The organism is Streptomyces diastaticus subsp. diastaticus (assembly GCF_011170125.1).
GTDB classification, from domain to species: domain Bacteria; phylum Actinomycetota; class Actinomycetes; order Streptomycetales; family Streptomycetaceae; genus Streptomyces; species Streptomyces diastaticus.
Map to the genome: position 1 here is coordinate 217,914 of NZ_BLLN01000003.1, position 17,784 is coordinate 235,697.

The 17,784-nt window shown below is 73.9% G+C and carries 20 protein-coding genes; 15 read left to right on the forward strand and 5 right to left on the reverse strand.

What is annotated here, in order from left to right; genetic code table 11:
• Positions 1-147 precede the first annotated feature (147 nt).
• Genes Sdia_RS09405 through Sdia_RS09415 form a run of 3 tightly spaced genes read right to left on the reverse strand, consistent with a single transcriptional unit; the run spans position 148 to position 2,920 of the window.
• Positions 148-1,053, reverse strand: a complete 906-nt coding sequence (locus Sdia_RS09405; protein WP_100452800.1) for a metal ABC transporter permease — start codon at positions 1,051-1,053, stop codon at positions 148-150.
• On the reverse strand, positions 1,053-1,859 hold the full coding sequence (locus Sdia_RS09410; protein WP_100453339.1) for a metal ABC transporter ATP-binding protein: 807 nt from the start codon (positions 1,857-1,859) through the stop codon (positions 1,053-1,055). The genes Sdia_RS09405 and Sdia_RS09410 overlap by 1 nt, the downstream gene beginning before the upstream one ends.
• Before the next feature lie 44 nt (positions 1,860-1,903).
• Positions 1,904-2,920, reverse strand: coding sequence for a metal ABC transporter substrate-binding protein (locus Sdia_RS09415; RefSeq protein ID WP_100452801.1), 1,017 nt, complete (start codon positions 2,918-2,920; stop codon positions 1,904-1,906).
• A gap of 324 nt (positions 2,921-3,244) precedes the next feature.
• Here Sdia_RS09415 and Sdia_RS09420 point away from each other — a divergent pair, with 324 nt between their 5' ends.
• From Sdia_RS09420 to Sdia_RS09485, 14 genes are all read left to right on the forward strand, one after another.
• Positions 3,245-4,627, forward strand: coding sequence for a glycine--tRNA ligase (locus Sdia_RS09420; protein WP_100452802.1), 1,383 nt, complete (start codon positions 3,245-3,247; stop codon positions 4,625-4,627).
• Positions 4,628-4,983: 356 nt separating this feature from the next.
• On the forward strand, positions 4,984-5,232 hold the full coding sequence (locus Sdia_RS09425; protein ID WP_100452803.1) for a DUF6243 family protein: 249 nt from the start codon (positions 4,984-4,986) through the stop codon (positions 5,230-5,232).
• Positions 5,233-5,470: 238 nt separating this feature from the next.
• Positions 5,471-6,655, forward strand: a complete 1,185-nt coding sequence (gene dusB / locus Sdia_RS09430) for a tRNA dihydrouridine synthase DusB (protein WP_203606049.1) — start codon at positions 5,471-5,473, stop codon at positions 6,653-6,655.
• 166 nt (positions 6,656-6,821) lie between these two features.
• Positions 6,822-7,148, forward strand: a complete 327-nt coding sequence (locus Sdia_RS09435) for a gas vesicle protein GvpO (protein WP_100452804.1) — start codon at positions 6,822-6,824, stop codon at positions 7,146-7,148.
• Between the two features lie 15 nt (positions 7,149-7,163).
• Positions 7,164-7,640, forward strand: a complete 477-nt coding sequence (gene gvpJ / locus Sdia_RS09440; RefSeq protein WP_100452805.1) for a gas vesicle protein GvpJ — start codon at positions 7,164-7,166, stop codon at positions 7,638-7,640.
• A gap of 3 nt (positions 7,641-7,643) precedes the next feature.
• Positions 7,644-8,399, forward strand: coding sequence for a GvpL/GvpF family gas vesicle protein (locus tag Sdia_RS09445; protein ID WP_124287144.1), 756 nt, complete (start codon positions 7,644-7,646; stop codon positions 8,397-8,399).
• Between the two features lies 1 nt (position 8,400).
• Complete coding sequence (locus Sdia_RS09450; protein WP_100452807.1) at positions 8,401-8,676, forward strand: gas vesicle protein GvpG; 276 nt, start codon at positions 8,401-8,403, stop codon at positions 8,674-8,676.
• On the forward strand, positions 8,676-9,446 hold the full coding sequence (locus Sdia_RS09455) for a hypothetical protein (RefSeq protein WP_100452808.1): 771 nt from the start codon (positions 8,676-8,678) through the stop codon (positions 9,444-9,446). Before Sdia_RS09450 ends, Sdia_RS09455 begins: the two co-directional genes overlap by 1 nt.
• Positions 9,447-9,452: 6 nt before the next feature.
• On the forward strand, positions 9,453-10,484 hold the full coding sequence (locus Sdia_RS09460; RefSeq protein WP_124287143.1) for an SRPBCC family protein: 1,032 nt from the start codon (positions 9,453-9,455) through the stop codon (positions 10,482-10,484).
• 17 nt (positions 10,485-10,501) lie between these two features.
• Positions 10,502-10,909, forward strand: a complete 408-nt coding sequence (locus Sdia_RS09465; protein WP_229831538.1) for a gas vesicle protein — start codon at positions 10,502-10,504, stop codon at positions 10,907-10,909.
• Positions 10,906-11,727: a GvpL/GvpF family gas vesicle protein gene (locus Sdia_RS09470; RefSeq protein WP_124287142.1), complete on the forward strand. Its 822-nt coding sequence runs from the start codon at positions 10,906-10,908 to the stop codon at positions 11,725-11,727. Before Sdia_RS09465 ends, Sdia_RS09470 begins: the two co-directional genes overlap by 4 nt.
• The gene (locus Sdia_RS09475; RefSeq protein ID WP_100452811.1) at positions 11,708-11,935 is read left to right on the forward strand and encodes a gas vesicle protein; all 228 of its coding nucleotides are present in this window, start codon (positions 11,708-11,710) and stop codon (positions 11,933-11,935) included. The genes Sdia_RS09470 and Sdia_RS09475 overlap by 20 nt, the downstream gene beginning before the upstream one ends.
• Complete coding sequence (locus tag Sdia_RS09480) at positions 11,932-12,213, forward strand: gas vesicle protein K (RefSeq protein WP_100452812.1); 282 nt, start codon at positions 11,932-11,934, stop codon at positions 12,211-12,213. The genes Sdia_RS09475 and Sdia_RS09480 overlap by 4 nt, the downstream gene beginning before the upstream one ends.
• A gap of 203 nt (positions 12,214-12,416) precedes the next feature.
• Positions 12,417-12,860 (forward strand): PPOX class F420-dependent oxidoreductase, encoded by a 444-nt coding sequence (locus tag Sdia_RS09485; protein WP_100452813.1) that lies wholly within the window; start codon positions 12,417-12,419, stop codon positions 12,858-12,860.
• A 12-nt stretch (positions 12,861-12,872) separates the two neighbouring features.
• On the opposite strand, the gene Sdia_RS09490 is transcribed toward Sdia_RS09485, so the two are convergent.
• Entirely contained in the window at positions 12,873-14,816 is a 1,944-nt protein-coding gene (locus Sdia_RS09490) for an amylo-alpha-1,6-glucosidase (RefSeq protein WP_185392966.1), read from the reverse strand.
• 36 nt (positions 14,817-14,852) lie between these two features.
• Positions 14,853-16,412 carry an MGH1-like glycoside hydrolase domain-containing protein gene (locus Sdia_RS09495; RefSeq protein WP_189399651.1) on the reverse strand — a complete coding sequence of 520 codons (1,560 nt, stop codon included), beginning with the start codon at positions 16,410-16,412 and terminating at the stop codon, positions 14,853-14,855.
• A gap of 134 nt (positions 16,413-16,546) precedes the next feature.
• Between Sdia_RS09495 and Sdia_RS09500 the strand changes: the two genes are divergently transcribed.
• The gene (locus tag Sdia_RS09500; protein WP_124287140.1) at positions 16,547-17,764 is read left to right on the forward strand and encodes an ROK family transcriptional regulator; all 1,218 of its coding nucleotides are present in this window, start codon (positions 16,547-16,549) and stop codon (positions 17,762-17,764) included.
• The last annotated feature ends 20 nt before the right edge of the window (positions 17,765-17,784 follow it).

The following is a 17,784-nucleotide window of genomic DNA, read 5'->3' on the forward strand; positions in this document are numbered from 1 at the left end:
CCAATTGTTCGAGCTCCGCTCGCCGCCGGGGCGCCACCGTCGCTGCCGAGACGCCCGGCGTGCTCCACCGGCTCGCGGCCGCGAGCGACGGGGGTCTCGACAACGACGCGCCCCTTCGGCTCCCGAAGCTCTTGGCCTGGACTGGGCCTAGTGGCGGGTCGTCGGGGAAGCCGTGGTGCCGGATTCCCCCTCGTCCACAGTGCAGGATGCCACGTCCTCGGGGGAAGCCGCTGTTCCGCGTGCGCGGCGGCGGGCGAGCGGAGTGGCGGCCACGCTCAGGAGCAGGAAGACGACGATGGCCAGCAGGACGATGGCAGCGCCCGAGGGGGCGTCCACGTAGTACGTGGTGACGGTGCCCGCGAGGGAGACCACGACGCCGATGACCATGGCCCCCGCCAGCGTGGCGCCGAACCCCTTGGTCAGCCGCTGGGCGGCGGCGACCGGGATCACCATCATGGCGCTGACCAGCAGCAGGCCGACGATGCGCATGGCGACGGTGACGGTGACGGCGGCGGTCACCGCGATCACCAGGTTGAGCAGGCGGACCGGCAGGCCGGTGACGCGGGCGAACTCCTCGTCCTGGCAGACCGCGAAGAGCTGGCGGCGCAGGCCCAGGGTGACCGCGAGGACCAGCACGGCGAGGACGACCACCGCCGTCAGGTCCTCCGGCGAGACGGTGGTGATGGAGCCGAAGAGGTAGGTGTTGAGGTTGGCGGTGGAGCCGCCCGGCGCCAGGTTGATGATCATGACGCCGCCGGCCATGCCGCCGTAGAACAGCAGGGCCAGCGCCACGTCACCGCTGGTACGGCCCCGGGAGCGGATCAGCTCCATGCCGACCGAGCCGAGCACGGCGACGGCGGTGGCCATCCAGACCGGACTGGTGTTGAGCAGGAAACCGAGCGCCACGCCGGTCATCGCCACGTGCCCGATGCCGTCGCCCATGATCGCCTGGCGGCGCTGGACCAGGTAGGTGCCGATGGCCGGGGCGGTCAGCCCGACCAGCACCGCGGCGACCAGGGCGCGCTGCATGAAGGCGTAGTCGAAGAGGTCCATCAGTCGAACAGTCCCGTCCGGATCGGATCGGCGTTCTCGGGCGCCGCGTGCGGGTGTACGTGGTCGTGGCCGGGCAGCGCGTGCTGGCCGACGGCCTTCGGCGGCGGACCGTCGTGGGCCACGCAGCCGTCGCGCAGGACGACGGCGCGGTCGATGAGCGGCTCCAGCGGGCCCAGCTCGTGCAGGACGAGCAGGACCGTGGCACCGTCGGCGACCTGCGCGCGCAGGGTCTCGGCCAGCACCTCCTGGCTGGCCAGGTCCACCCCGGCCATCGGCTCGTCCATGATCAGCAGCTCGGGGCCGCCGGCCAGCGCGCGGGCGATCAGCACCCGCTGGTGCTGGCCGCCGGAGAGCGCGTTGACGGAGTCCTTGGCGCGGTCGGCCAGCCCCACCGCCTCCAGCGCCCGGCCGACCGCCTCCCGGTCGGCCTTGCGCAGCGGGCCCAGCCGGGTCCGCGAGAGCCGGCCGGAGGAGACGACCTCCCGCACGGTGGCGGGCACGCCCCCGGCGGCCGTGGTGCGCTGCGGGACGTAGCCGAGGCGGGACCAGGCGCGGAAGCGGCGCAGCGGGGTACCGAAGAGGCGGACCTCGCCACGGCTCAGCGGGACCTGGCCGATGGCGGCGCGGACGGCGGTCGACTTGCCCGAGCCGTTGGCGCCGAGCAGGGCGACGACCTCGCCGCGGCCGACGGCCAGGTCGATACCGCGCAGCACCGGGCGGGCACCGAGGGCGGCGACCGCGTCGGTCAGGGAGACGACCGGGTCGGCGGCCTGGGGGCGGGGTGTCGGGGAGGCTCCTGCGTTCACCGGGTCCACCGTGCTTCCTCGGGGCCCGCGGGGGGCGGGGACGGTCACTTGGCGCCGAGCGCCTTCTTCAGGGCGGCCAGGTTGGCCTCCATGACCTCGAGGTAGTCGTCGCCCTGCGACTTCTCGGTGAGGCCCTCCAGCGGGTCCAGCACGCCGGTGCGCAGCCCGGTGTCCTCGGCGAGGACCTTGGCCGTGCGGTCGCTGGCCAGGGTCTCGAAGAAGACGGTGGTCACGTGTTCCTCGGCGGCGACCTTCTGGAGTTCCTTCATCCGGGCCGGGCTGGGCTCGGACTCGGGGTCGACACCGGCAATGCTCTCCTGATCCAGCCCGTACCGCTCGGCGAGGTAGCCGAAGGCGGCGTGGGTGGTGATGAAGGTCCTGGAGTCGGTGTTCTTCAGGCCCTCGCGGAAGTCCTTGTCGAGGCCCTTCAGCTTGCCGGTGAGCGCCTCGGTGTTCTTCCGGTAGTCGGCGGCGTGGTCGGGGTCGGCCTTCTGGAGTGCCGCGCCGACGCCGTCGGCGATCTCGGCGTACTTGACCGGGTCGAGCCAGACGTGCGGGTCGAGGCCGGAGTCGCCGTGGTCGTGGCCGTCGCCCTCCTCCTCGGCGTGGTCGTGGCCCTCCTCGCCGTGGTCGTGTCCGTCGCCCTCGGCGTGGTCGTGGCCGCCGGAGGAGCCGTGCGCCTCCAGCGTGGTCAGCTCGGCCGCGTCCACGGTGTTCTCGACGCCGGCCTGGTCGACGGCCTTGTCGACGGCGGGCTGGAGGTCGCGCAGGTAGAGCAGGACGTCGGCCTCGCTCATCGCGCCGGTCTGGCGGGGGGTGATGTCCAGGTCGTGGGGTTCCACACCGGGGCCGGTCAGAGTGGTGACGTCGACGTGGTCACCGCCGATCTGCTCGGCGAGGAACTCCAGCGGGTAGAACGAGGTGGTCACGGCGAGCTTGCCGTCCGCGCCCCCGCCGGCGTCGGAGCTGCCGCACGCCGCCAGCACGCCCAGCGAGAGAGCGGCGGCGGAGGCGGTGAGAGCTGTGCGGACTGATCGATTCCGGCCACGACGTATGTTCATGACACTCATTTTCAACAAAGGTGGAAACGATTGTCAAAAAATCCTTTCACCGCCACTCGGGATGCGCCACCCGGGGGAGGCCGCCAAGGCGGTCCCGCGACCTCCGGAGGTGGGCCCGGGTGCGTCCGTCCCGGCCCGGAGTCCCACTAGTCCGGTTAGTTCCCCGGACCGCCGCCCGCATTGCCCCGATCCGGCCATCCGCGCTCCGGCGGATTTGATCCCGGGGGTGAGGGCGCCGGTAATCTGGGGTATTCGCCGTCCGTCGCGGCCGCACGTGAGCCTCGGCGGACTCACCAACCGCTTCGTCGTAATGAAGAGAGCACCGTGGCCGCCGACAAGATCGACAGCATCGTCAGCCTGAGCAAGCGCCGTGGCTTCGTCTACCCGAGCAGTGAGATCTACGGCGGCCAGCGTGCCGCCTGGGACTACGGGCCGCTGGGCGTGGAGCTCAAGGAGAACATCAAGCGGCAGTGGTGGCGCTACATGGTCACCTCCCGTGACGAGGTCGTCGGTCTCGACTCCTCGGTGATCCTCGCCTCCGAGGTGTGGGTCGCCTCCGGTCACGTCGCCACCTTCAGCGACCCGCTGACGGAGTGCACCTCCTGCCACAAGCGCTTCCGCGCGGACCACCTGGAGGAGGCGTACGAGGCGAAGCACGGCCGCCTCCCCGAGAACGGCCTGGCCGACGTCAACTGCCCGCACTGCGGCAACAAGGGCCAGTTCACCGAGCCCAAGGAGTTCTCGGGCCTGCTCTCCACCCACCTCGGCCCCACGCAGGACTCCGGCTCCATCGCCTACCTGCGCCCCGAGACCGCCCAGGGCATCTTCACCAACTTCGCCCAGGTGCAGCAGACCTCGCGGCGCAAGCCCCCGTTCGGCATCGCCCAGGTGGGCAAGTCCTTCCGCAACGAGATCACGCCCGGCAACTTCATCTTCCGCACCCGCGAGTTCGAGCAGATGGAGATGGAGTTCTTCGTCAAGCCGGGCGAGGACGAGCAGTGGCAGGAGTACTGGATGGAGCAGCGCTGGAACTGGTACACCGGCCTCGGCATGCGCGAGGAGAACATGCGGTGGTTCGAGCACCCGAAGGAGAAGCTCTCCCACTACTCCAAGCGCACCGCCGACATCGAGTACCGCTTCCAGTTCGGCGGCTCCGAGTGGGGTGAGCTGGAGGGCGTCGCCAACCGCACGGACTACGACCTCTCCGCGCACGCCAAGGCGTCCGGCCAGGACCTGTCCTTCTTCGACCAGGAGGCCGGCGAGCGCTGGACCCCCTACGTCATCGAGCCCGCCGCGGGTCTCGGCCGCGCCATGCTGGCCTTCATGCTCGACGCGTACCTCGAGGACGAGGCGCCCAACGCCAAGGGCAAGCTGGAGAAGCGCACCGTCATGCGGTTCGACCCGCGCCTGGCCCCGGTCAAGGCCGCCGTGCTGCCGCTCTCGCGCAACCCCGAGCTGTCCCCGAAGGCCAAGGGCCTGGCGGCGGCGCTGCGTCAGCACTGGAACATCGAGTTCGACGACGCCGGCGCCATCGGCCGCCGCTACCGCCGGCAGGACGAGATCGGCACGCCGTTCTGCGTCACCGTCGACTTCGACACCCTGGACGACAACGCGGTGACCGTCCGCGAGCGCGACACCATGCAGCAGGAGCGGGTCTCCCTCGACCAGATCGAGGGCTACCTGGCCGCCCGCCTCGTCGGCTGCTGACCCACCCGGACGCGTCGCCCTCCCGGCGGCCCGGCCGGCCCGGACGCCCCCGTTCCCCTCGCGGACCGGGGGCGTCCGGCTGTCCGGTGCCGCTCGGGAAAAAATGGCTCGCGCCGGCCGCCGGCCCCCCGGTAGCCTCTCCGCATGTTCTCGATGACGCCGATCTACGAGTGAGAGCGGGCGGGCCGCGCAGCCCGTCCCCACATCGTTCCCTTCCCCTTCACCGCGCCGCGTCCGTCACGCGCCCGGGCCGCTTCCGGCCCGCCCGTGCCACGGCGTGGAGGGTTCGCGTACGCGTGTCGCCTGCCGTCATGACGCATCGCGGTGTCATCCAGAGCCCAGAAACGGAGATCCCCGTGGCCAAGAGTCGCAACAACCTGCTCGGTGTCGGCGGCCAGCGCAACAAGCTGCCCCGCAACGGACGCCCGGCCGACGCCCCCGGCGGCCCCGCCGACAACCGCCCGGCCGCGCTCGACAAGAAGCAGGAACTCCTCCGCAAGATGCGTGAACGCACCGCGGCGGCGGCCGACGGCACCGCGGCCGACGCCACCGCACCCGAGGGCGACCGGGACGGGGCCGCCCAGGAGGCGGGCGGCAACGCCTGACCCGCCGGTACAGAGATCCGCGGGCCCGCGCCCTTCCCTCTCGGGGGAGGGGGCGGGCCCGCTTCTCACGTCCCGCACCGGACGAGCCGTCCTCGGGAGCCGAAGGGGCGCGTCGTCGCCGGGACACCCGCCCCACGCGCGAGCCTTTCGCGGGCCGCCCGCCACGAGGGCCCCGACGACGACGTGGGGCGCCCCGGCGGCGAGCCGGGCTCCGAGAAGGGGGTGCGACAATGGGGAGATGCCCGCGTCATCTCCCGCCCCCACCGGCACCTCCCCGCAGACCGCGGCGCCCGTCGCCGCCTCTCTCGCCATCGGCCCGCACATCGTGTCGCCGCCCGTGGTGCTGGCGCCGATGGCGGGGATCACCAACGCTCCGTTCCGCACCCTGTGCCGGGAGTTCTCGGGGGGCAAGGGGCTGTTCGTCAGCGAGATGATCACCACGCGGGCACTGGTGGAGCGCAACGAGAAGACGATGCAGCTCATCCAGTTCGGGGAGACGGAACGGCCCCGGTCGATCCAGCTCTACGGCGTGGACCCGGCCACGGTCGGCAAGGCCGTCCGCATGATCGTGGACGAGGACCTCGCCGACCACATCGACCTGAACTTCGGCTGCCCGGTGCCGAAGGTCACCCGCAAGGGCGGCGGCTCGGCGCTGCCGTACAAGCGGAACCTGCTGCGGGCCATCCTGCGCGAGGCGGTGTCGGGGGCCGGGGAGCTGCCGGTGACGATCAAGATGCGCAAGGGCATCGACGACGACCACACCACCTACCTCGACGCCGGCCGGATCGCCGTCGAGGAGGGGGTGACGGCGGTCGCCCTGCACGGCCGTACCGCAGCCCAGCACTACAGCGGCACCGCCGACTGGGAGGCCATCGCCCGGCTCAGGGAGCACGTCACCGAGATCCCGGTACTGGGCAACGGCGACATCTGGTCGGCCGCGGACGCCGTCCGCATGATGGCCGAGACGGGGTGTGACGGGGTCGTCGTCGGCCGGGGCTGCCTCGGCCGGCCCTGGCTCTTCGGGGACCTGGTCGCCGCCTTCGAGGGGACGGGCGCGCCCGCCGCGCCGGCCCTGCGGGAGGTCGCCGACGTCATGGTGCGCCACGCCCAGTTGCTGGGGGAGTGGATCGGGGACGAGGCGCGCGGGGTGATCGACTTCCGCAAGCACGTCGCCTGGTACCTCAAGGGCTTCTCGGTCGGATCGGACCTGCGGCGCAGCCTCGCCGTCACCTCCTCCCTCGCCGAGCTGCGTGCACAGCTCGACACCCTCCACCTCGACCAGCCCTGGCCGGCCGGCGCCGACGGACCGCGCGGACGGACCTCCGGCCGCGACCGCGTCGTCCTGCCCGACGGCTGGCTGAACGACCCGTGGGACCGTGCCGGTGTGGACCCCGAGGCCGAACTGGACACCTCCGGCGGCTGATTCCCGGCCGCCGGGTCTCCGGCACCGTACGACGGACCCCGCGTGACCCCTCCGGTGGCGCGGGGTCCTCGCTCGTCATGGGCGAGTGCCTCGGCGCCGGCCGGGTCGGCCCCCATTCGGCGCATCACCGAAGGCGGCGTGTCGGCACGCTGCCGAGACTGGGTCCATGGCAGAGCAACACACCAAGCCCGCCAGGAGATCCACCGCCTCCAAAGGCTCCCGCAAGGAGTCGGTACGCGGTGCCCGGGCTGCGGCGGAACACGCCTGCGAGAGCCTCACCGACCTGATCGGCCACTGCACCGAGGGGGTGTCGGCCGTCCGCAGGGCCGAGGAGCACTCCGGCTGGCGCGTCGACGTCGACGTGCTCGAGGTGCCCCGCATCCCCGACACCACCAGCCTGCTGGCGACCTACGAGGTCGAACTGGACGGTGACGGCGAGCTCCTGGAGTACCGCCGCGTACGCCGCTACCGGCGGGGCGCCGCCGACACCTGAGAAAGCTGGTCAGCCATGACGACCCCTGCGATATACCGCGACGACCTGGTCTGCGCCCCGCGCGCCGGCACGCTCTACGACACCCTGGAACTCATCCTCGACCGCGGCATGGTCATCGACGTGTTCATCCGTGTCTCCCTCGTCGGTATCGAGATCCTGAAGATCGACGCGCGCATCTGCGTCGCCAGCGTCGACACCTACCTCCGCTTCGCCGAGGCGTGCAACCGCATCGACCTGGAGAACGACTCCCGCAGCCGGACCGTGCCCGAGCTGTTCGGAGGCGGCGTGGCCGGGGCGGTCGGCAAGGCCGGGGCCCGGCGGGCCGCCAGTTCGGTCGGAGACAAGGTCAAGGGCGTGCTCGGCATGGACGACGACGTCGAGGAGGCGGAGGACGAGGCGGAGAAGGAGGAGCAGGCCGAGCGGGTCAGGCCCCGCAAGAAGCGCCCCTCGTCCTCCTCCGACCGGCCCCGACGCCGCCCGGCCAGGAGCTGACCCATGAGTCTGTACGTCTACGGAGTGGTCGGCCCCGGCCACCCGGTCCCGGCCGAACGCATCGGCGTGGGCGGTGCCCCCGTCCGGCTGGTCGCCGCCGAACCGGACGGTCCGGCCGCGGTGACCGGGGACGCCCCGGAGGGGCTGCGCGCCCGGCGCCGCGACCTCACCGCCCATCAGGAGCTGCTGACGGCGCTCGCCGCCGACGGGCCGGTGCTGCCGATGCGGTTCGGGGTGGTGCTGCCCGACGCCGCGACGCTGACCGGCCGGCTCACCACGCGTCGCGGCGCCTACGAGCAGGCGCTGGAGAGGGTCGCGGGCCACGTCGAGATGAACGTCAAGGCGATGCCCGCACAGGGCGAGGCGGCTCTCACCCAACTCCTCGCGGAGGACCAGGGATTGCGGGCCCTACGGGCGCGTGGCCTGCGCCGCCCCGGTTACGAGGCGAGTGTGCGGCTGGGCCAGGCGGTGGCGGACGCGCTGGAGCGGCGGGCCCGGCTCGCCGCCGAACGGGTCCGCCGGACGCTGGCCCCGCTCGCCGCCGAGTGGTGCGACGGGCCCGAGGTCGAGGGATGCGTACTCAACGTGTCGCTGCTGCTGCCCCGGGACACCGAAGCGGCCTTCCGCGCCGCGGCGGACCGACTCGCCGCCGAACTGGCCGGCCGGGCCGAGCTGCTGCTCACCGGCCCGCTGCCCTGCTACAGCTTCGTCCCCGCCGAGGCGGCCGGCTCTCCGGCGCCCCGCAGGGCGGCGGTCTGAGATGGGACTGCTCACCGGACTGCTCACCCTGCCGCTCGCCCCCGCCCGCGGGGTCGCCTGGATCGCCGACCGGCTGGAGGAGACCGCCGAGCGCGAGACCGGCGACCCGGCCGTGCTGCGTGCCCGGCTGGCCGCCCTCAACCGCGCACTGGACGAGGGAGAGATCGACCAGGAGCGCTTCGAGGACGAGGAGGAGCGCCTCCTGGACCTGCTGGAAGGCCGCCCGCCGGGCAAGGCCCCCGCCCACCCCGCACCCCGACCCCCGGGAAGTCACTGATGAACGACACGAACAAGGTGGCCCTCGCCACCGCGATCGCCGCCGGGTACGCCCTCGGCCGGACCCGCAAGGCGAAGCTGGCCCTGACGGTCGGCACCTATCTGGCCGGACGCCGGTTCAAGCTCAGCCCTCAGGAACTGGTGAGTGAGGGAGTCAGCAAGCTCCGCGAGACCCCGCAGTTCAGCGCCCTCAGCGACCAGGTCCGCGGCGATCTGCTGACGGCGGGCCGCAGCGCCCTCACCGCCGCGGCCGACCGGCAGTTCGACTCGCTGGCCGACTCCCTCCGTGAGCGCACCTCCCTGCTCAGCTCGCCCCGCCCCGAGGAGGACGAGGAGTCCGAGGGGGAGGACCAGTACGCCGAGGAGGACGACGACTTCGAGGACGAGGACGAGGCCCGGGACGAGGACGACGAGGGCTATGACGAGGAGGACGACGAGGACGAGGAGCCCGAGCCGGCCCCCCGCCCCCGTGACCGTGCCAAGAAGTCGCCCTCCGCCAAGAAGTCGGCGCCCTCCAAGAAGTCCGCCCCGGCCAAGAAGTCCTCCGCCCGCGAGGCGGAGGGGAGGCCGCCCGCCAAGAAGGCGGCCAAGAAGGCGGCTCCGGGCAAGAAGGCAGCGGGCAAGAAGGCTCCGGGCAAGAAGGCGGCGGGCGAGCGGCCGGCGCAGAAGACGGTCAAGAAGGCTCCGGCCGGCAAGTCCCTCCCCCAGAAGCCGGCGGGGAAGACAGAACGGACGCGTCGCTCCGCGCCGCGCCCCGGGCGAGAGGGGTGACGGCGGATGGCCGCGCAGAAGAAGGACGACGAGCAGGGTTCGGCGTTCGACCGCCTCAAGGAGGAGGCCAAGTCGCACCTGGGCGCCCGTGCCCAGAGCATCGCCGACAAGGCGGGCGACAAGGTCACCGAGCTGACCGGAAAACTCACCGAGTCCGTCGACGGGCCGGCCGGCAAGGCCGGAAAGCGTGTCATGGAGGGCGAGTCGCCGGTCAAGGCGATGGCCTCGGAGAAGGCCAAGGACGTGAAGGACAAGGCCGTCGGCAAGGTCAAGGACGCCTTCGGCGGCGGCACCGGCTCCACCGGCGACACCAAGGTCACCAACATCGTCGAGTCCATCGACATCCCGGTGCCCCTGCGCACGGTCTACGACCACTGGACGCAGTTCGAGGACTTCAGCTCGTTCATGAAGGGCGTCAAGTCGGTCACCCAGAACGAGGACGAGGAGAACGACTGGAAGGTCAAGGTCTTCCTCTCGGAGCGGAGCTGGACAGCCACCATCCAGGAGCAGGTCCCCGACGACCGGATCGTCTGGACCTCGGAGGGCTCCAAGGGCAGCACCGCGGGGGCCGTCACCTTCCACGAACTGGCGCCCCACCTGACGCGGGTCGTCGCCATCATCGAGTACTACCCGTCGGGCTTCTTCGAGAAGACCGGCAACCTGTGGCGCGCCCAGGGCCGTCGGCTGCGCCTCGACCTCAAGCACTTCGCCCGCCACGTCACCCTCGGCCCGGACCCGGAGATCGAGGGCTGGCGCGGTGAGATCCGTGAGGGAGAGGTGGTCCGCAGCCACGAGGACGCGATGAAGGACGAGGAGTCCGACGACGCCCAGGACCAGGGCGAGGACGACGACGGCTACGACGAGGAGGACGGGGACGAGGAGTACGAGGAGGACGGAGACGGCGAGGACGACGACGGGGACGACGACGGGGACGAGGAGGACTACGACTACGACGACGAGGACGAGGAGGAGGACGACGAGGACGACGAGGACGACGACTACGAGGACGAGGACGAGGACGAGGGGGAGCGGCGGTGAGCGGCGCCGCGGCCGGGGTGTGGGCCTGGGAGGAGGACGAGGTCCTGCCGCACAACGGCCCCTCCTCCGGCAACCTCGCCGACATCCTCGAACGCGTCCTCGACAAGGGCATCGTCATCGCCGGGGACATCAAGATCGACCTGCTCGACATCGAACTCCTCACCATCCGCCTCCGGTTGTTCGTCTCCTCGGTCGACACCGCCAGGAAGGCCGGGATCGACTGGTGGGAGACCGACCCGGCGCTCTCCTCCCGCGCCAAGCGCGACGCCCTCATGGAGGAGAACGCCTTCCTCCGCGGTCGCCTGCGGGAGCTGGAGCCGGGGGACGACGAGGAGGAGGACGGGGCGGAACGGACGACCGAGTCCCGCGGCCGGTCGCGCAGCGGCCGCAACGGCCCCCCGATCGAGAGGACGGCCCCCGCATGACTTTCGCGACGTACGTCTACGCCGTCCGCCGGACCGGCGGCCCGGAGATCCACAGCCCCGGCCACGACGGCGGCGGGCCCGTACGGCTGCTGCCGCTCGGCTCGCTGACCGCCGTCGTGCAGGACGTGCCCGCCGCCGACTTCACCGAGGAGGCGCTGCGCCGGCGGTTCACCGACCGCGCCGACCTGGAGCGGTGCGCCCGTACCCACCACCGGGTGGTCAGCGCCGCCGCCGCGGGCGCGGCCACCGTGCCGCTGCCGCTCGCCACCCTCTACGCCAACGACGTGCGCACCAGAGTCGTCCTGGAGGAGCACGCCGAGCGGCTCAGCGAGGCCCTGCACCGGGTCGCCGGGCACGTCGAGTGGGCGGTGAAGGTGCACCGCGACACCGCTCAGCCGCCCCCGGAGCCCGCAGCGGACGGCGGCGCCCCGGCGGCCCCCGAGCGTGACGAGCCCGCCACCGGCCGGGAGTACCTGGCGCGGGTCCGCGGGCGGCGGGCCACCCGTGAACGGCAGCAGGAGAGCGCCCTGGACGCCGTGGACCTGGTCGACCGCGTGGTCCGCACCGTCGCCGTCGCCGCCGTACGCAGGCCCCTGCACGGGGTCGAGCTGACCGGACGGGAACGGCCCCAGGTCATGAACGGGGCCTATCTCGTGCCCCGGGACGGCGACCGGCTGTTCGAGGCCGCCCTGGACACCCTGCGGCAGGACCCCCGGCTGGCCGGGTTCGCCGTCGAGGCGTCGGGGCCCTGGGTGCCCTACTCCTTCGCCTCGGTCGCCCTCACGGAAGGAGCGGGCCGTGACGGCGCCCCCGCGTGAGGTGGTCTCCTGGGAGCACGTGGAGGCGCCGGTCGGGGTGCCGCTGGTCGACCTGCTCGACCGCGTGCTGGCCACCGGGGTGGTGATCAGCGGGGACCTGGTGATCGCCATCGCCGACGTGCCGCTGATCCGGCTCTCCCTGCACGCCCTGCTCTCCTCCGTCAACGAACGCGTCCCCGCGCCCTGGGCCGACGGAGGGCCGCTGTGAACGACACCCGGCTCGACATCGACCCGCAGCAGGCCGGGCGGGACCTGGCCGCGCTGGTCCTGACCGTCGTCGAACTCCTCCGCCAGCTGATGGAGCGCCAGGCGCTGCGCAGGGTGGACCTCGGCGACCTCAGCGACGGCCAGGAGGAGGCCATCGGCACCACTCTGATGCTGCTCGACCAGCGGATGGACGAGCTGTGCGCCCAGCACGGTCTGCGCCGCGAGGACCTCAACCTCGACCTCGGCCCGCTCGGCACCCTGCTGCCGGACGGCCCGTGACCCGGCGCGGGCCGCGGCGCGACGGGAACGGGAGGCCACCGCCCGTATGGCAGTCGGCACATCAACGCCCTCCGACCGGCGGCGAGTTGCCGAGGAGGTGCCGGAATCTTTCCCGGCGTCCGGGGTGTTGTCCAGGCACCTGATCCCGCACCATCGACGGGTCAGCCGCCTGCCAGGCGCCACCGAACGACCGAAGGACGCACGTGGCCCAGAACGACGACGCCCGCAAGGCCCACCTCTCCCTTCTCGACGACCACAGCCGGGGGGTGCTGGTCACCCTGAAGAAGGACGGCCGCCCCCAGTCCTCCAACGTCGACTTCACCTACGACCCCGCGACGGGTGTCATCCGCTTCTCCACCACCGACGGCCGCGCCAAGGTCCGCAACCTGCGCCGCGACCCGCGCGTCAGCCTGCACGTCACCACCCGCGACGGCGGTGCCTACGCGGTCTACGAGGGCACCGCCACGCTCTCCGCCACCGCGGCCGCCAAGGACGACGAGGCCGTGGAGGAACTGGTCGACGTCTACCGCGCCGTCCAGGGCGAACACCCTGACTGGGACGAGTACCGCGAGGTCATGGTCGAGGACGGCCGCCTGGTGGTCCGCTTCGCCGTCGACCACAGCTACGGCTGGGTCCCGGGCGCCTGACCGGCCGGTACCTCAGCCCCCGCCGATCGCCGTCAGCAGGGCCAGGGGCGTCGCGGCCACCCGGGACTCCCGGGCGCTGGCGTAGGGGTGCGGCACCGGGGTGGGGGAGTCCACCCGGTCGTACCCGGCCAGTACGGACGGCAGGGTGCCCCCGGTCAGCGCGGCGGCCTCGGCGAAGGCCCTCGCCACCCGGCGGGCCTCGTCGTGCAGCCCGTAGCGGGCCAGCCCCAGCGCGGCCAGCGCGTTGTCGTGCGGCCAGACCGCGCCCCGGTGGTGGCCGAGCGGGTGGTAGGCCGGCTGGCCCGCGGCGAGCGTGCGGACACCCCAGCCGGAGAAGAAGTCCGGCTCCAGCAGGCGGCGCCCGGCCACTGCGCCGTACTCCTTGTCGAGCAGCCCGGACCAGAGCAGGTGACCGGCGTCCGAGGCGAGGGCGTCGAGCGGGCGGCCGTCCGCGTCGAGGCCGAGCGCGGGGAAGCCCTGCGGCTCCAGCCAGAAGTCCCGCTGGAAGCGGTCCCGCAGGCCGGTCGCGGCCCGGTCGCAGCGCTCGGCGTACGGCGGGTCCGCCCAGACGGTACGGGCCAGCCGGGCGGTGCGGCGCAAGGCGTCGTACGCGTACCCCTGCGCGCCCGCCGAGGCGACCACGCCCGCCGGGCGGGAGCCGTCGGCGTGGCAGAGGGCGTCGGGCGAGTCCTTCCAGTGGTGGTGCGCACGGCCGCCCTCGTCGGCCCGCGGCAGCAGGTAGCCGTCGGTGGCGAGCCCGCCGTGGTCCAGCATCCACCCGACCGCCGCCCGGGCGTGCGGCTCCAGCCGCCGGGCGAGCGCCTCGTCCCCGGTCCGCTCGGTGTACGCGCCGAGCAGCACCAGGAAGAGCGGGGTGGCGTCGACCGAGCCGTAGTACCGCCCGTACGGCACCTGGCCGAAGTGGGCCAGTTCGCCGTGGCGCACCTCGTGCACGATCCGGCCGGGCCGCGCCGCCGGGTCCGTCGCGGCGGCGTCGTCCGGGGCCTGGGCGGCGGCCAGCGCCAGCAGGGTGGCCGCGGCCGGGGCCGCACGGTAGGGCAGCACGAAGAGCGAGGTCAGCACGGCGTCGCGGCCGAAGAGCGCCGCGTACCAGGGGACGCCCGCGCCCGGCACCAGCAGTGCCTCGCCGTCCGGCCCCGCCGCCTCCACCTGGAGGAGGGCCAGGTCGGTCAGGCCCCGGCCGGCGGCGGCCGCGAGGGCGGGTTCCGAGGCGGGCAGCCGCACCCCGGCGCGGTACTCCTCGACGGTCCGCGCCCGCCGGGCCACCGCGTCGCCCACGGTGCCCGGGGGATTCCCGGGCTCGGGGGCGCCGCCGGGCAGGGCCTGGGCGCGGACCGTCAGCACCGCTTCCCCGGCGCCGTCGGGGGCGAGCGTCCACACCAGGCGGCGGGCGCCGGTCCCGGTCTCCTCCACCGCCTCGGGCGCGGGGTCGGCGGTGACCCGGGTCCGGGCCTGCCAGCCGCCCCGCCGGTAGGCGAACTCCACACCCTCGGGCAGCACGTCGCGGGTCCGCCGGAGCGCGGCCTTGACGTACGTGCGGTGATCGGCGCGGAGCTCGAAGAGGTCGGCGAAGTCCGCGTCGACGGTCAGCGCGATCCGCAGCGGGGCCGCCGCCGGGGTGTGCCGCACCACTCGCAGCCGGTCGACGAGGCACCCGTCGCTCAGCGCCTGCTCCCGGAAGACGGTGTACGCCGGCGGCTCGCCGAGGCCGGACCGGGGCGCCAGCACCCACCGCGGCGACCCCTCGTCCGACGCCGGGACCAGTACCTCCGGCGCCGCCCCGTCGAGCGCCAGTTGCCAGCGGCTGAGGTGCCGCGCGTCCCGTACGAACAGCCCCTGCGGGACGGCCCCCCGGCCGCCCACCGCCTCCCCCTCCTCCCCGAGCGCGGCGAACGCTCCCTGGTGCACCAGTAGATGATGGTCCCGTTCGGTCATGGACTGGCCCTCCCTCGGCCCCGTGCCGACAAGTCTTCAGACGCGGACCCCGGCCGCCCGCCGCTCCGCCCACCGGCCCGCGTGCCCCGCCGCCGTCCGCACCACGGCGGCCGGCTCGCGGACCGGTGCCTCGCTCAGCAGGTCCAGACAGAGCGCCGCCGTCCAGCTGAAGTCCCGGGTCCCGCAGCTCTCCTTGGTGTACGGGTCGACGTACTCGGCGAAGCCGGAGGCGGCCGCGGTCTCCACCAGCGCCGCCCGCAGCCCGGCCGCCAGCCCCTGCTCCCCGTACAGCCTCAGCCCCCGCTCCAGCAGCCAGTTGGTGTTGAACCAGGCCGGGCCCCGCCAGTAGCGGCGCGGGTCGAAGACGGTGCCGAGCAGGTCGTAGCTGGGGACCAGTTCCACCGGGCCGCCGAGGCCGAAGTGCGGGCCGCGCGCCGTGTGGACCAGGGCCTCGGCCACCTCGGGCGGCAGGTCCGGCAGCAGCAGCGGGAGCAGACCGCCGACCGCCCGCTCGGGGACGGGTGCCCCCTCGGTGCCGGTGCCGCCGCGCAGGTCGCGGCAGAGGAAGAGGCCCGCCTCCCGGTCCCAGAGCCGCTCCACCAGCACCGCCGTCAGCCGCTCGGCGCGGGCCGGCCGCTCGGGCTCCGGCTCGCCCAGCTCGGCGGAGATCTCGGCGAGGGCCCGTTCGGAGGCGATGAGCAGCGCGTTGAAGGCGGGGTCCTCCACCGCGAACTCCGGCCCGCCCGCGGTGCCCGGCGCCCGGTCCGTGTAGCCGCCGTCGCGGTAGCGGAGCGCCAGCCGCACGTACCGGCCGTAGTCCAGGTCGGTCGGGCGGTCGCTCACCGTGCCGTGGTCGAGGTCCGCCCGGCGGAAGGAGCGGGCCGGGGCGGGCGCGACCCGGGCGAGCGGGACGTCCCAGCACGGGCTGTTGTCCATGCCCTGCTCCCAGGGGTGGACCACGGAGGCGAGTCCGGCGCCGCCGAGGTCGCGGCACTCCAGCAGGTACCGGTGCCAGGCGGCGAGCCTCGGCCGCAGCCGGGCGAGGAAGCCGCGGGCCCGGGAGAGCCCCGGGTCGGCCTGGTGGACCAGGAGTGCGGCGAGTGCGTGCACCGGTGGCTGGACGATCCCGGAGGTCTCCACCGCCTCGGGCGCGCCCGCGCGGCGGCCGTCGGCGGACGAGCGCCAGAACTCCGGACCCGGGAAGTAGGCACCGGCCGGGACGTCGGGGTTGAAGACGATGTGCGGCACCCGGCCGTCGTCCCACTGGGCCGCCAGCAGCGTCTCCAGCTCGATCTGGGCGCGCAGCGGCGACAGGTGGCGCAGCCCGATGGCGATGAAGGCCGAGTCCCAGGACCACTGGTGGGGGTAGAGGCCGCGGGAGGGGACGGTGGAGGTGCCGGTCCAGTTGGCGTGCAGCACCCGGGCGGCGGCCGAGCGGAGTCCCGGCGCCGCCTCGGGGGCGAGGGACGGCGGGACGAGGGGGAAGGGGCCGGGCGGCGCGGCGGCTCTCGCCCCGGGCGTCGACGCCGTCGTGGACAGCTGCTCCGCTCCGGGCGCGGCGGTCTCGGCGGCCGGGTCGGCGGCGGTGCGGTGCACGCGGTCTCTCCCCTGGAGGGTCGTACGGACGCACCGCTGCCCGTCGTGCGGCCGTGGGTACCGTAAGGTTACGTCTATTTAACACGCAGAACTCACTGTGTAATGCGCGATTGTTGAGCGCAAGGGGGTAGGGCATGTCGAATCCGGCCGGAAAGACCGGCCCGCGGGCCGGTGCGGGGGACCTGCTCGCCCTCGTCCGGAGCGGCCGCGCGACCACCCGCGGCGCCCTCCAGCAGGCCACCGGGCTCTCCCGGGCGACCGTCGGCCACCGCCTCGACCGGCTCTTCCGCGCCGGGTGGCTGCGGGAGGGCCCGGGCGCCTCCGGCGGCTCGCCGCTCGGCGGACGCCCGTCCGTGCGGCTGGAGTTCGACGGCAGCCACGGTCTGGTCCTCGCCGCCGACCTGGAGACCCGGCACGCCCGTGCCGCCGTGCTCAGCCTCGGCGGCGAACTCCTCGCCGAGCACACCGGGCCCCTCGACATCACCGCCGGACCCGGGCCGGTCCTCGACATCCTCGGCCGCTGGTTCGCCGTCCTGCTCGACCAGGCCGACGCCACCGCCGACGCGGTCTGTGGGATGGGTCTCGCCGTGCCCGGCCCCGTGGACCACGCCACGGGGCGGGTGGTCCAGCCGCCGATCATGCCGGGGTGGGACGGAGCGCCCCTGCCCGGCCTCCTCGGCGACGCCTTCCGCCGCCACTGCGGCGCCCCGCCCCCGCCCGTCCTCATCGACAACGACGCCAACCTCATGGCCTACGGCGAACAGCGCCACGCCCACCGCGACTGCGCCGCCTTCGTCCTGGTCAAGGCCTCCACCGGGATCGGCGCCGGCATCGTCGTGGACGGCGGTGTCCTCCGCGGCGTCGACGGCGGCGCGGGCGACATCGGCCACATCCGGGTGCCCGCCGGGGAGGACGCGCGGTGCGCCTGCGGAGCGCACGGCTGCCTCGCCGCCCTCGCCGGCGGGCGGGCGCTCGCCGCACGGCTGGCCGCGGCGGGCGTACCCGCCGCCTCCGGCTCGGACGTCCGCGACCTCCTCGCCGCAGGGCACCCCGAGGCCTCCCGGCTGGCCCGTCAGGCGGGACGGCACGTCGGTGAGGTGCTCGCCACCGTCGTCAGCCTGCTCAACCCGGGCGTTCTCATGATCGCGGGGGACCTGGCCGGCACGGCGTTCCTCACCGGCGTCCGCGAACTCCTCTACGAGCGGGCACTGCCCCGCTCCACCGCCCACCTGGAGGTGGTGACCTCCCGGCTGGGGGAGCGGGCCGCCGTGTTCGGGGCCGGAGCCCTCGTGGTGGAACACGTCTTCGCCCCGGAGCGGGTGGAGGAGCGCCTCGCGGCCCTCGCCCTCTGAGCGGGGCCGTGCCGGCCGCC